10 protein-coding genes are annotated in these 13,456 nt (G+C 64.4%); 7 read left to right on the top strand and 3 right to left on the bottom strand.

Annotated elements, in window-relative coordinates; all coding sequences use genetic code 11:
* Positions 1-151 precede the first annotated feature (151 nt).
* A complete protein-coding gene (gene recF, locus A9D13_RS18550; RefSeq protein ID WP_066777602.1) occupies positions 152-1,240 on the top strand; it encodes a DNA replication/repair protein RecF in 1,089 nt (362 codons plus the stop codon).
* Here recF and A9D13_RS18545 read toward each other — a convergent pair.
* Positions 1,237-1,920, bottom strand: a complete 684-nt coding sequence (locus tag A9D13_RS18545) for an arylesterase (protein ID WP_229665463.1) — start codon at positions 1,918-1,920, stop codon at positions 1,237-1,239. The genes recF and A9D13_RS18545 overlap by 4 nt on opposite strands.
* A gap of 73 nt (positions 1,921-1,993) precedes the next feature.
* Between A9D13_RS18545 and A9D13_RS18540 the strand changes: the two genes are divergently transcribed.
* Both A9D13_RS18540 and A9D13_RS18535 read left to right on the top strand, forming a co-directional pair.
* Positions 1,994-2,737: an ABC transporter ATP-binding protein gene (locus A9D13_RS18540; RefSeq protein WP_066777600.1), complete on the top strand. Its 744-nt coding sequence runs from the start codon at positions 1,994-1,996 to the stop codon at positions 2,735-2,737.
* Complete coding sequence (locus A9D13_RS18535; protein ID WP_229665465.1) at positions 2,734-5,277, top strand: ABC transporter permease; 2,544 nt, start codon at positions 2,734-2,736, stop codon at positions 5,275-5,277. Before A9D13_RS18540 ends, A9D13_RS18535 begins: the two co-directional genes overlap by 4 nt.
* A gap of 13 nt (positions 5,278-5,290) precedes the next feature.
* On the opposite strand, the gene A9D13_RS18530 is transcribed toward A9D13_RS18535, so the two are convergent.
* Positions 5,291-5,701: a DUF805 domain-containing protein gene (locus tag A9D13_RS18530; protein ID WP_066777206.1), complete on the bottom strand. Its 411-nt coding sequence runs from the start codon at positions 5,699-5,701 to the stop codon at positions 5,291-5,293.
* Positions 5,702-5,881: 180 nt separating this feature from the next.
* Positions 5,882-8,512 carry a TonB-dependent receptor gene (locus A9D13_RS18525; RefSeq protein ID WP_066777203.1) on the bottom strand — a complete coding sequence of 877 codons (2,631 nt, stop codon included), beginning with the start codon at positions 8,510-8,512 and terminating at the stop codon, positions 5,882-5,884.
* 320 nt (positions 8,513-8,832) lie between these two features.
* On the opposite strand from A9D13_RS18525, the gene typA reads away from it, so the two are divergent.
* The 4 genes from typA (at position 8,833) to A9D13_RS18505 (ending at position 13,456) form a co-directional block, all read left to right on the top strand.
* Positions 8,833-10,653, top strand: coding sequence for a translational GTPase TypA (gene typA, locus A9D13_RS18520; protein WP_066777201.1), 1,821 nt, complete (start codon positions 8,833-8,835; stop codon positions 10,651-10,653).
* 113 nt (positions 10,654-10,766) lie between these two features.
* Positions 10,767-12,251: a sodium/proline symporter PutP gene (gene putP / locus A9D13_RS18515; RefSeq protein WP_066777198.1), complete on the top strand. Its 1,485-nt coding sequence runs from the start codon at positions 10,767-10,769 to the stop codon at positions 12,249-12,251.
* Between the two features lie 120 nt (positions 12,252-12,371).
* Entirely contained in the window at positions 12,372-12,764 is a 393-nt protein-coding gene (locus A9D13_RS18510; protein ID WP_066777196.1) for a VOC family protein, read from the top strand.
* Between the two features lie 68 nt (positions 12,765-12,832).
* Entirely contained in the window at positions 12,833-13,456 is a 624-nt protein-coding gene (locus A9D13_RS18505) for a 6-phosphogluconolactonase (protein WP_373288762.1), read from the top strand.

The raw sequence follows: 13,456 nt of genomic DNA, 5'->3' as shown, positions 1-13,456 counted from the left end.
GCCAGTTTTAAAAGTCACGGATTAACAATGACTTATGAATATACTAAAACTGGCTGCACGATGAACGAAACCATGTTTCGGGAATTTTTCCCAAACTTTGGGATCGCTGTTTTCATTGTCGCACCTCGCGCTGGCCGCTAGCGCATCGCGCATGGCTTTCGACCGTATTCGGCTGGCTGATTTCAGGAACCATCAGGCGACAAGGCTTGAGGGCACGGCACGCTTCAACCTGCTGGTCGGCCCCAATGGCGCGGGCAAGACCAATGTACTGGAGGCGCTGTCGCTTTTCACACCGGGACGCGGGCTGCGCCGCGCGCAATTGAGCGAAATGAGCCGCGACGATGCGCCCGGCTTTGCCATCGGCGCTGACCTCGTCAGCGGCGTGACCCCGGTTCGGCTGGGCACGGCGGTTCAGGCCGGTGATGGCTCCGGGCCCTCCCGCCGCATCGTGCAGGCAAGCGGAGCGGCGCTTCCCGCCTCGCGCCTTGCCGAATGGCTTTCGGTCGCGTGGCTGACCCCGGCGATGGATCGGCTCTTCATGGACAGCGCATCGGGCCGCCGCCGTTTCCTTGACCGCATGGTGTTGGCGATAAGGCCTGAACACGCCAGCCATTCGGGCCGTTACGAAAAGGCGCTGCGCGAAAGGAACCGGCTGCTATCGGGCGACCGCTCGCCCGATCCCACATGGCTCGACGCGCTGGAAAAGGAAATGGCCGAGGCAGGCGCCGCCATTGCCGAGAACCGCGCCGCCGTGGTGGAGATGCTGGCAGAGCGCCTTGCCACCCTGCCCGACCAGCCCTTCGCCCGGCCCGAAATCGCGATTGATCCGTCCAGCCCGACGGATGCCGATGCGCTTGCTGCCCGCTGGCGCAGCGCCCGCCCGGCAGAGCGAGGTGCGGGCCGCACGCTGCACGGGCCCCATCGCGATGATCTGTCGGTGCACATGGCGGGCACCGGCCGCCCCGCAGCCGATTGCTCGACCGGAGAGCAAAAGGCGCTGCTGATCGCGATCACGCTCGCCCATGCGATGCTGGCCGATGGCGGCCGCCCTCTGGTGCTACTGCTCGATGAAGTCGCGGCCCACCTCGATCCCGTTCGCCGCGCCGCCCTGTTCGAGAGACTGGAGGCAAGCGGCGCACAGGTCTGGATGACCGGAACCGAGCTTGCCCTATTCACCGGGCTCGAAGGCAAGGCCTCCGTCTGGCGCGTGACCGGCGGCGCGGTCGAGAAAGAGGCCTAAAGCTCCTCCACCCGCTCGGCGATGTCGTCGACGGTCTTTTCGACCATGGCATCCACGCCTTCGGCCGTGGGGTGCACCTGGTCGGACTGGACCAGCGAACGGTCAAAGATCAGCGGCTCGATGAAAAACGGCACCAGTTCGGCGTCATGCTTGTCCGCCAGCGTGGGATAAATCGAATTGAACTCCCCGCCATATTCGCCGCCCAGATTGGGCGCGGCCTTCATCTCGTAAAGCATGACTGGCAGGTCGCGGCCATTCAGCTTCGTCATGATGGTGTCGAGATTGGCCCGCGCATCCCCCGCTGAAAGACCGCGCAGCATGTCGTTCGCGCCCAGTTCCACCAGCACGAGGTCCGGCGGCGTGGAAAGCGAATCCAGCACGAAGTCGAGCCTTTGCAGCCCCGCCGCCGTGGTATCGCCCGAAACGCCCGCATTGCGCACGGTCACGTTCAGCCCCCTCGCGCGCAGGGCCCGCTCCAGCTTTGCCGGATAGCTTTCGCTGCGCGCCAGCTTGTAGCCCGCGAACAGGCTGTCCCCGAATGCCAGCACCGTGACCGGCTCACCCGTAACGACCGGCGCTGCGGTCTCCTTTGCATCGGCCCCACCATCGGCCTGCCCGCAGGCGGCAAGCAGCAGCGCCATCACCGGCACCATCAATTTCGACATTATTCGTTGGGCCACTGCGACACTTCCTTCCATCCGGCTCTTATCCTGTTGCCAGCCGCACCCTATGTCATGCACCATGGCCGAGACAATGACCGCTCCTATCCCCGACACCGCCGCCAGCACCGACCACCCCGCCATCCTTGCGCAGGGGTTGACCCTGACATTGGGCAACACGCGGGCAGAAGTTCCGATCCTGAAGGGGATCGACCTTGCGGTGCCCGCTGGACAGACCGTGGCGCTGCTCGGACCCTCGGGTTCGGGGAAGAGCAGCCTGATGGCGGTTCTGTCCGGGCTGGAACGCGCCACCGGCGGATCGCTGGAAGTGGCGGGCGCGCATTTCGCAGGACCGGGCGCGCCGACATTATCGGAAGATCAGCTGGCCGCCGCGCGCCGGGGCCGCATCGGCATCGTGCTGCAGGCATTTCACCTGCTCCCCACCATGAGCGCGCTGGAAAATGTCGCCACCCCACTGGAACTCGCCGGAATGGACGACGCCTTTGGCCGCGCCCGCGCCGAACTGGAGGCGGTGGGTCTTGGCCACAGGATCGATCATTACCCGACGCAGTTATCGGGCGGGGAACAGCAGCGCGTCGCCATCGCGCGCGCGCTCGCCCCGCGCCCGGCGCTGATCTTCGCGGACGAGCCCACCGGCAATCTCGACAGCACCACCGGGACGGACATCATCCGCCTGCTCTTTGACCGCAGGGCCGAGAGCGGGGCGACCCTGTTCCTCATCACCCATGACCCTGCGCTCGCCGAGAAATGCCAGCGCGTGCTGGAACTGGCGGACGGGCGCATCATCTCCGACCGGGCCGGAGCGGAACCGGCGTGAACGATTTCTCCTCGCGCTGGGGGCTGGCGCTTCGACTGGCTCGCCGCGATTTCTCATGGCGGTTCAAGGGGCTTCGCCTCCTCATCATCTGCCTGTTCCTGGGCGCAGCGGCGCTGTCCGCCATCGGCACGCTGGAAGGAACGATCCGCGGCGAACTGTCATCGCGCGGGCAGGAAATATTGGGCGGCGACATCGAACTGCGCCGCTATGGCCAGCCCGCCGGGCCAGAGGAATTGGTCGCACTGCAGGCCATGGGAGCCGTATCCGGCGGAGCGCGGATGCAGGCGCTGGCGTCGGTCGGCAGCGGCGACGACACCCGCGCCGCGCCCGTGCAATTAAAGGCCGTCGACGGCGCATACCCGCTGTACGGACAGCTGACCCTGCGCGATGGCCGCACCGTCGGCGCGCCGCCACGCGGAGAGGCATGGGTCGATCCCGGCCTGCTCGACCGGCTGGGGATCGAGGAAGGCGCTCAAGTTCGCCTTGGCGACACGCAGGTGCGCATCGCCGGCCTGATCGCCAATGAACCCGACCGCTTGTCCGAAGGATTCTCGCTCGGCCCGCCGATGCTGATTTCCGAAGCAACGCTGGACGATGCCGCGCTGATCCAGCCCGGATCGATGGCGCGCTTCAAATATCGGGTAAAGCTGCCCGCTACTGCCGATGTCGACGCCGCGGCCAAGGGGTTCGAGGAACAGTTCAAGCTGGGAAGCTGGGACAGCCGCACGCGTGATCGCGCTTCGCCCGGTGCGGACAGGCTGATGGCGAACATGGGGCAATTCCTGACGCTGGTCGGGCTGGCCGCCCTGTTCATTGCCGGGATCGGGATCGCGGGTGCGGTGACGAGCTGGCTCGACAGCAGGCGCGGCGCGATCGCCACGCTGAAAGTCGTGGGCGCGTCCAGCGGCGATGTCATGCGCATCCACGCGATACAGGTCGTCGCGGCTTCTCTGGTCGGGGTGATCGCGGGGCTGGCGCTGGGCTTTCTTGCCGTACCGCTGCTGGCCTCGATGCTGTCGGGCCTCTTGCCGGTAGAGGCGCAGTTCAGCTTCGATGTCTGGGCGCTGCTGCGCGCAGCCGCCTTTGCCTTGCTGGTCGCGCTGATCTTTGCCGCCCCGCCCCTGATCGCGGCGCGGCAAGTGACGGCCATGGCGCTGTTCCGCTCTGCCGTGACGCGGCAAAAGGCGGTGTGGCGCGCGGCGGCATGGCCAGTGGGGATCGGCATCGTGCTGCTTTTCGCGCTGGTGCTGGTGGGTGCGCGCGATCCGCTGTTGAATGTCTGGTTCATCGTGGGGGCCGCCGTGGTGCTGGCGCTGCTGGCGTTGATCGGGTTCGGCATCAAATTTCTGGCTGCCCGCCTGCCGCGCACCGGATCGGGCCTTGCCGTGCGCATGGGGCTGGCTGCACTGAATCGACCCGGCGCGCCGACCGTGGCGCTGGCCACGGCGCTGGGCTTTGGCCTTGCCGCGTTCACCGCCATTGCCGCGATCCAGACCGCGCTCGACAATCATGTCGAAAACAGCCTGCCCAGCGCGGCACCCGATTACTTCGTGCTCGACCTGCCGTCGGGCCGGGTGGATGGTTTCACCGCCGAAGTCGACAGGCTGGCCCCCGGATCGGCCGTGCGCAGCGTGCCCAACATGCGCGGCTCCATCCTTTCCTACGGCCCCGCCGACGCGCTGACATGGGTGGATGAGCTGGAGGACATCCCCGAAGGCGCATGGGCGCTGCGCGGGGAACGCGGACTGACCTATGCGACAAATGTGCCCGATGGCAATTCGGTCACCAGCGGCGAATGGTGGAGCGAGGAGGAAGGCGCATCGCAAAGCCTTGTGTCCGTCGATGAGGATCTGGCCAATGCGCTGGACCTTGGCGTAGGCGACACGCTCGTCATCAGCCTTTTGGGCGCGGAGCGGGAGGCGACCATCGCATCGCTGCGCCGGATCGAGTGGGATGACCTCGGCTTCAACCATGTGCTGGTCTTCAGCCCCGGCGCGATTGCCGATGCGCCGCATAATTACGCCGCCACCGTATCGCTGTCGCCGGGGGCGGACAGGCGTGCCCTGCTGGGCGCTCTGGTTCGCGAATTTCCCGGAAGCGCCGTGATCGAGGTCGGGCAGGTGCTGCGGCAGGCGCGCGACATATTGGGCAGCATGGCCGCCGCGATCCTTGCCGCGGCCAGCGTCACCGTGCTGGCGGGCCTTGCCGTGCTCTTGGGCGCGATTGCCGCCGCGCGGGCGCGAGAGAGTTACGAGACCGTGGTGCTGCGCGTGCTGGGCGCGAGCCGGGCACAGGTGCTGGGCGCGCTGGCCGTGCGCTATGCGCTGCTTGCAGGGCTGCTGGCGCTGGTCGCATTTGCGCTGGGCGGCGCGGTCGGCTGGGGCGTGATGGTCCAGCTTTTCGACCTGCCGTTTCAGCCTGACTGGCCCATCGTATTCGCGGTATTGCTGGGCGGCGCGGCGCTGGTGATTATCGCCGCCACCGCCGCGTCATTGCCCGTGCTGCGCGCCCGCCCGGCGAGCGCGCTGCGCAGTCTTTAGAAACCGCCGCCAGTCAGACGCCGCGCGGCAGGCCTTCCTTGGGATCGGGGCCATAGCGGTTGGGACCGCGCGTCCCTTCCAGCAGCATGAAGACAAAGACGATCAGCCCGCCCAGATATGGCACGAAGACCAGCAGGGTGAGCCAGCCCGATTTGTCCTGATCGTGGAAACGCCGCACCGTCACCGCGACCGAGGGAATCAATACGGCAAGCCAATAGAGCGCCAGAAGCCCGCCACCGAGCCAGAACATAGGGCCATAGCTGGCCTGCCCGTACACGTCGAAACTGGCACCGCCCGCAAACATGATTCCGGCCAGCACGATCTGCACGATCGTGTTCAAAAGCACGAACATCCAGTATTCCTTACGCCGCGACCGACCCGAAAAGTCGAAGAAGCGCGCGAACGGCATCAGCATGTATTCCATTGATTTCCCCCGTTTATCCCTCCCGAACCCCACGGGAGGAAACGTCCGGCGCAACTATCGCTTGGCCGGTGGGAAATTGCAAATTTCAACGAAAAAGGGGCCGATGCCAGACGGCTCGGCCCCTTCCCTCTCCCCTGACACTCACGGTCAGATTTCGTGTTCCGGTGGTCCGAACGCCCCTTAAAACTTGAAGCGTGCCGTCGCGCCATAGGTGCGAGGCTGGTTCGGGTAACCGGAGAAGCTCCCCGGTTGAATAGGCGTATCGAAGATAGATAGCAAATATCTATCGTTAAGAAGATTACGGCCCCAGACAGAAATCTCGAACCCATTGTCCATCGCATAGGTAAGCGAGGCGGATAATTCATCCACTTGCCGCGGGAACGGACGCACCGCCCCGATGGCAACTTCCTGTCCCTGGCTAAGGAGGCCCGGTAGCCCTTCGATGACCTGGACAGGCGATTCATAGTGGTACGCGCCGCGCGCGATCAGCGATCCGCTGGAAAGCTCATGCGTGTACTGGCCCGAGAACGTCACCGACAGCGGCGGCACGCCCGCGACCTTCGTTCCGGTCAGGTCGCCCACGCCCGAGACGGGGAAATCCTTGTACTCGGCATCTAGATAGGTGACCGCGAGCCGCAGCGTCAGCGGATCGACCGGGGTGACGGTGCCGTCGAACTCGAACCCGTCGACCTGCTGCTTGCCCGCATTGGCGAGGAAGAAGCCGGTGCCGGTGAAGATGTTCGACTGGAAATTGGTGATCGACTGGCGGAACGCGGCGAAATTCACCGAGGCCAGCCCCCAATTGCCCTTGATGCCCAGCTCATAGACCTTGGAATCCTCCGCATTGGCATAGCGGCTGGTGTAGGTCAGGTTCGGCACGTCGATGCCTGCGGCCTGGATCGCGGCGCGGTCCGCCGGGAACGGGCGGCTGTCACGCGACAGATTGACCGACGGCGGCTTGTAGCCGGTTGCATAGGACAGGTAGACATTGACGGTATCGGTCATGTCATAGGCTGCGCGCAGCGTGTATGACAGGTCGTCGTCCTTGATCTTTCCGTTTTCGACCACGTTCGGCACATTGAGGAACGGCGGCAGGAACTGCAGCGCCTGCAGCCCCAGCAGCGGGTTCACATCCGGGTTCGTGGCATTGGCCTGCGCATAGGCAAGCGCCGTCGCGGGATCGAGCCCGCCGCCCACGGCCTGCGCATAGATCGCGGTCTGCCCCACCTGCACCAGGTCGATCGTCGAGAACGTGTCGGTGGTAAAAGTGTCGGTCGCGAAGGTCTTGTTGTCCTTCGTGTAGTTGAGGCCCGCCGTCAGCGTCAGGCGGTCAGTCAGCTCGAAATCGAGCTGGCCGAACAGGCTGATCGCCTCGTTGTCGAGCGTGTAGGCCTCGTCCAGCCCCTGCCCGTTGCCAAAGAACTGGCCGAGATAGGTGGTTGGATCGCCCGTGGTCAGCTGCCCGATGGTCGCCTCGACCGAGGTGGCGTTCAATGCGCCGCCGGTCTGCTGCTGGATCAGCAGATCCGCGTAATTGCGGAAATCGCTGCCAAGCAGGAGGTCGTTGGTCTGGTCGATATTCTCATTGAAATAGAACGCGCCCAGCAGCACGCTGACCGGACCGAATTCGGCGGTGGCGCGCAGCTCCTGCGTAAAGGTGCGGATCTTCAGGTCCTGCGCATTGGTGCTGATCAGGTCGGCGCTGGTGAAGTCCGAATCTTGGTCGGTCAGCGCATCGACGCCGCGATAGGCGGTGATCGAGGTCAGCCCGAAAGGACCGAAGCCGAAATCGACCTGGCCCGAAAAGCCCCAGTTCTTGATGTCGTTCGTCGAAGGCTTGTTCGAATAGACGACATCGGCATAGGGATCGGCCGGGTCGGAGAACTGGCCGCCCAGCGCATTGACCGCAAAGCCTGTCGGGCCGTTGAACAGCAGCACATTGGCGCAGCAGTCCTCGTCCACCTTCTCGTAATCGCCGATCAGGCGGACCTTGAAGATGTCATTGGGTTCGAACATCAGCTGGCCGCGAGTGAACCAGCGGTTGCGCTCGTTCGTGTCCTTGCCCTGCGCCGCGTCGCGGATATAGCCGTCGCGCTTGTTGATGCCGCCAGCCAGCGATGCCGCGATGCTGTCGGTGAGCGGACCGGTGACCAGCCCCTTGGCGACGATGGCGTTGAAATTGCCATAGCTCACCTCGCCCTGGCCGCCGAATTCGAACTGCGGTTCGCGCGTGGTGATCGAAATCACGCCCGCGCTGGCGTTTTTGCCGAACAGGGTCGACTGCGGGCCTGAGAGCACTTCGATCCGCTGCAGGTCGGGCAGGTCGTTGACGCGCGCGGCACTGCGCGAGCGATAGACATTGTCGACAAAGACACCGACCGAAGGTTCGATGCCGGCATTGTTCGCGCCATTGCCGAAACCGCGGATGATGAAATTGGTGTTGGCGCTGGACTGCAGCTGGGTCACGCGCAGCGAGGGCACCTCGGTCGTGAGGTCCTTCAGATCGCGAATCTCGGCGCGCTCAAGCTGCTCTTCGGTGGTGACGGTCACGGCGACCGGTACATCCTGCAACGTCTGCGCGCGCTTCGTCGCGGTGACGATGATGTCATTGCCCTGCGCGATCGGCTGCTCGCCATCCTCGAACGCGGCATCCGCATAGACGGGCTCGGCATAGACCGGCTCCGCGCTTTCTTCGGTGGGGTTTTCGGCGTCCTGCGCCAGTGCCTGAACCGGCGCAGCCACCGCCGCCAGGCTCACGCCCGACAATACGACAGCGCGCACGGCCGAATAGCCGCGACCAGTCATTCGCATTATGATGTTCCTCTGCTTGTCCTCTCAGGCCCTGTCCGATCCGGTGGTGCCTTTGCATCCTCCCGGTGAGCCAATCTATGCTGCGAAACCTAGAAAAGCCGGGGTGTGCAGGCAATCGGGGTAATATAATTTCCCACTGCTATGGATCGCGGTGTGGCGCAATGGCAACAGGCAAAAGACTTGCTGCAATGCACACTCTGCTATAGGGGCGCGCTCGTGAAAAGGGCGCGGCCTGCCTGTTTGGGTGGGCGACGCGGCGAATGCAGGGCAGCCGGCCCTCCCTCGACCAGCTGACAGATGCATTTTTGAAGAGGGACCTCATGTCCGCCGACCTTCGCAATATCGCGATCATCGCGCACGTCGACCATGGCAAGACCACGCTCGTCGACCAGCTTTTCCGCCAATCGGGCACGTTCCGTGACAATCAGCGCGTGGAAGAACGCGCCATGGACTCGAACGATCTCGAAAAAGAACGCGGCATCACCATTCTCGCCAAGCCCACCTCCATCGTGTGGGAAGGCCTCAGGATCAACATCGTCGACACCCCCGGCCACGCCGACTTCGGCGCCGAGGTGGAGCGCATCCTCTCGATGGTCGATGGCGTGATCCTGCTGGTCGATTCGGCCGAAGGCGCGATGCCGCAGACCAAGTTCGTGACCGGCAAGGCGCTGGCGCTGGGCCTCAAGCCCATCGTCGTCGTCAACAAGATCGACCGTCCCGACGGCCGCGCCGACGAGGTGCTGGACGAGATCTTCGACCTGTTCGTTTCGCTCGACGCGAATGACGAACAGCTCGACTTCCCCACGCTCTACGCTTCGGGCCGCAACGGTTATGCGAGCGAGGACATCGAGGCGCGTTCGGGCGACCTGACGCCGATGTTCAACCTGATCCGCGACCACGTCCCCTCGCCGGGCCTTGACGAGGACGCACCCTTCTCCTTCCTCGCCACTCTGCTGGACCGCGACAATTTCATGGGCCGCGTCCTTACGGGCCGCGTCCAGTCGGGCACGATCAAGGTCAATGACCCGATCCGCGCTCTGGACGCCGACGGCAAGGTCATCGAGACCGGCCGCGCATCGAAGCTCCTCTCCTTCCGCGGCCTTGACCGCGTTCCGGTCGAGGAAGCGCGCGCTGGCGACATCATCGCGCTGGCCGGGCTTGAAAAGGCGACCGTGTCGAACACCATTGCCGATCCTGCCGTCACCGATCCCATCGCCGCACAGCCGATCGATCCGCCGACGCTGGCCATGCGCTTTTCGGTCAATGACAGCCCCTATGCGGGCCGCGAGGGCGACAAGGTCACCAGCCGCCTGATCCGTGACCGCCTGATGCGCGAAGCCGAAGTGAACGTCGCCATCCGCGTCACCGAATCTGCCGACAAGGACAGCTTCGAGGTTGCCGGCCGCGGCGAGCTTCAGCTTGGCGTTCTGATCGAGACGATGCGCCGCGAAGGGTACGAACTGGGCATCAGCCGCCCGCGCGTGATCTTTGGCGAAGAAGACGGCCAGCGCACCGAACCGTATGAAACCGTCGTCATCGACGTGGACGACGAATATTCGGGCACGGTCGTTGAAAAGATGCAGCGCCGCAAGGCCGACCTTACCGAAATGCGCCCCTCGGGCGTGGGCAAGACGCGTATCGCCTTCTCGGCCCCCTCGCGCGGGCTGATCGGCTATCACGGTGAATTCCTGTCCGACACGCGCGGCACCGGCATCATGAACCGCCTGTTCGAGAAATACGGCCCCTACAAGGGCCCGATCGAAGGCCGCCAGAACGGCGTGCTCATCTCGAACGCGACCGGCGAAGCCGTCGGCTACGCCCTCAACAGCCTTGAGGAACGCGGCATCCTGTTCGTCTCTCCGCAGGAAAAGCTGTATGAAGGCATGATCATCGGCGAAAATGCGAAGCCCGACGATCTTGAAGTCAACCCGATGAAGTCGAAGCAGCTGACGAACTTCCGTTCGACCGGCAAGGACGATGCCATCCGCCTGACCCCGCCGACCAAGATGACGCTGGAACAGGCCATCGCCTATATCGACGACGATGAGATGGTCGAGGTCACGCCGCAGAACATCCGTCTCAGGAAGGCCCTGCTCGACCCGCATGAGCGCAAGAAAGCCAAGCGCAAGGTTGACGCGTAAGCCGCGCGACCCACGCAATGATGCAAGAATAAAGACCGGAATCTCCGCAGATTCCGGTCTTTATTGCGTCGGGCGGTGGCCAAAACCGGCTCGGCCCCTTATGTGGCCTCCCCATGGCTACCGGAACACTCATATCCCTCACCCTCTATTTCGTGCTGATGCTTGGCATCGGCCTGTTCGCCTGGAAGAAGTCGACCGATTCGTCGGAAGGCTATCTCCTCGGCGGGCGTAACCTGCCTCCGGCCGTCGCGGCGCTGTCCGCCGGCGCGTCCGACATGTCGGGCTGGCTGCTGCTGGGGCTGCCCGGCGCACTATACGCCAGCGGGCTTGTCGAGGCATGGATCGGCATCGGCCTGTTCATCGGCGCGCTGGTCAACTGGATCGTCGTCGCGCCCCGGCTGCGCGACCAGACCGTGTCTTACGGCAATGCCCTGACGATCCCTGAATTCCTCGCCAACCGCTTCCCCGACCGCGCCATCGCGCTGCGTGTCGTTTCGGCCATCATCATCGTGCTGTTCTTCACCGTCTATACCGCGGCAGGCCTTGTCGGCGGCGGCAAGCTGTTCGTGTCCTCCTTCGCAGGGCTGTTCGGCGATACGGGGATGAGCGATTACATGACCGGCATCTGGATGACCGCAGGCGTCGTGCTGGCCTACACCATGGTCGGCGGCTTCCTTGCCGTGTCGCTTACTGATTTCGTACAGGGCTGCATCATGGTGGTCGCGCTGATCCTGATGCCGATCGTCGTGCTGACCAGCGATGGCGGCATGGATGCGGCCAGCCGCGCGGTGCACGGTGTCGACCCTAATTTCCTGTCCCTGTTCCACGGGCTTGGCGTCATCGGCTTCTTGTCGGCGATCACCTGGGGCCTTGGCTATTTCGGCCAGCCGCACATCATCGTGCGCTTCATGGCGGTGAAGGAAGGCGGGGTTAAGACCGCTCGCAATATCGGGATGAGCTGGATGTTCGTCTCGCTGATCGGCGCGCTGGGCGTCGGCATCCTTGGCCGCGCGCATGTGGAACTGAATGGCCTGACGCTGGAAGATCCGGAAACGATCTTCATCCTTTTGGCCGACACGCTGTTCCACCCGCTGATCACCGGCTTCCTGCTGGCGGCGCTGCTGGCCGCGATCATGTCGACGATCAGCTCGCAGCTCCTCGTCGCCTCTTCCTCGCTGACGGAAGATTTCTACCGCCTGTTCTTTCGCAAGGATGCGACGGAGCGCGAGACCGTGAACGTCAGCCGCGTATGCGTGCTGCTGGTGGCGCTGGCCGCCATCGCGATCGCGGCAGACCCGGAAAGCGAAGTGCTGGGCCTCGTCTCCAACGCGTGGGCCGGTTTCGGCGCGGCCTTCGGCCCGCTGATCGTGCTGGCGCTGACCTGGGACAAGATGACCGGATCGGGCGCGGTCGCGGGCCTTGTTACCGGCGCGCTGGTGGTGATCGGCTGGATCTCGGCAGGCTTTGGCGACAGCTTCCTTGGCGGCCCCGGCGTGTATGAGATCATTCCCGGCTTCATCGCTTCGTGGGCCGCGATCGTGCTGGTCAGCCGTTTGGGCACAAGCCCGGCTGTCCCGCGTGAAGCGACGATGCACTGATCGCGGTTTCCATCGCCCCATTCAGGGGGAGCGACGGGGCACCGCCTTGCCGCTCCCCTTTTTCATGGCGCCCTATCGCCATGCATGTAAGATCGCGCATGGATTTCAAGGGGGCACATCATGGCAAAGATCACAGGCCTTGGCGGCGTATTCTATGTGACGAAGGACCCCGAGGCGACGCGCCGGTGGTATCGCGACGTCCTTGGCATTGATGGCGATTTCGGCCCGATGCTGCGCTGGAGCGAGGAGCCGTGCGAGCAGCCCTATTCGCTGGTCAGCCATTTCAAGGACGACACCTATATGAAGCCGGGCACAGCCCCCTTCATGATCAACCTGCGGGTCGACGATCTGGACGGGTTCATCGCCGATCTCGCTGCGCGCGGGGTCGAGGTGCTCGATTCCATCGCCGAACCCTATGGGAAGTTCGCATGGCTGCTCGATCCCGATGGCGTGAAGATCGAGCTGTGGCAGCAGATCGGCAATCCGCCCGATCAGTGCGAAGCCCCCGCCTAGCCCCTTGCCAATGATAAGCGGGATCGCCACCTCGCGGGCTCACACGAATACGACAGGAGCCCCCGCCCATGATGACCGAAATCGCCTATCACAAGGGCTGGACCGATGGTGAGATCGCCGAATGGCTGGCAGGCCATCTGGGCAAGGCACTGGCAGAGCGCGAGGGGCTGGTCGCGATCACCGTTCCGGGCGGGTCCACCCCCTTCCCCATCTTTGCCGAACTCGCGAAACACGATCTCGACTGGAGCCGGATCGAGATCTGGCCGGGCGATGATCGCATCGTGCCTGCCACGCATGAAGCCAGCAATTACGGCCGCCTCGCCGCCGCCCTGTCCGATACCGGTGCCAAAGTCGTGGAACTGACCGAGGATGCGCAGCCGCCGCATTTCACGCTGGCATGGCTGGGCATGGGGCTGGATGGCCATGTCGCCTCGCTCTTCCCCAATACCGATCCCAAGGTCGACGATCCGGCGCAGGTCAAGCGCCTCACCCCCGACCCGCTGCCGCCCGAAGCGCCGTTCGACCGCGTCACGCTAACCCTGCCGAAATTCCTTACCGCAGAGGCGCTGATGTTCGTGGTCAAGGGCGATGAAAAGCTGGCGCTGTTCGAGGCTGCCGCGCGTGGCGAAAACGATCTGCCGGTCGCCCGCCTGCTGGGCGCTGCGCGTAACGAGATCGCCTGCTTCTCCTGA

The organism is Croceicoccus mobilis, from assembly GCF_001661965.1.
Lineage (GTDB): Bacteria > Pseudomonadota > Alphaproteobacteria > Sphingomonadales > Sphingomonadaceae > Croceicoccus > Croceicoccus mobilis.
Note: the sequence above shows the minus strand (reverse complement) of the source record. Positions and strands in the feature narration are given on the sequence as shown.

Coding starts and splice junctions, on each gene's coding strand:
- recF (WP_066777602.1), top strand. CDS start 152: ATGGCTTTCGACCGTATTCGGCTGGCTGATTTCAGGAACCATCAGGCG.
- A9D13_RS18540 (WP_066777600.1), top strand. CDS start 1,994: ATGACCGCTCCTATCCCCGACACCGCCGCCAGCACCGACCACCCCGCC.
- A9D13_RS18530 (WP_066777206.1), bottom strand. CDS start 5,701: ATGGAATACATGCTGATGCCGTTCGCGCGCTTCTTCGACTTTTCGGGT.
- A9D13_RS18525 (WP_066777203.1), bottom strand. CDS start 8,512: ATGCGAATGACTGGTCGCGGCTATTCGGCCGTGCGCGCTGTCGTATTG.
- typA (WP_066777201.1), top strand. CDS start 8,833: ATGTCCGCCGACCTTCGCAATATCGCGATCATCGCGCACGTCGACCAT.
- putP (WP_066777198.1), top strand. CDS start 10,767: ATGGCTACCGGAACACTCATATCCCTCACCCTCTATTTCGTGCTGATG.
- A9D13_RS18510 (WP_066777196.1), top strand. CDS start 12,372: ATGGCAAAGATCACAGGCCTTGGCGGCGTATTCTATGTGACGAAGGAC.
- A9D13_RS18505 (WP_373288762.1), top strand. CDS start 12,833: ATGATGACCGAAATCGCCTATCACAAGGGCTGGACCGATGGTGAGATC.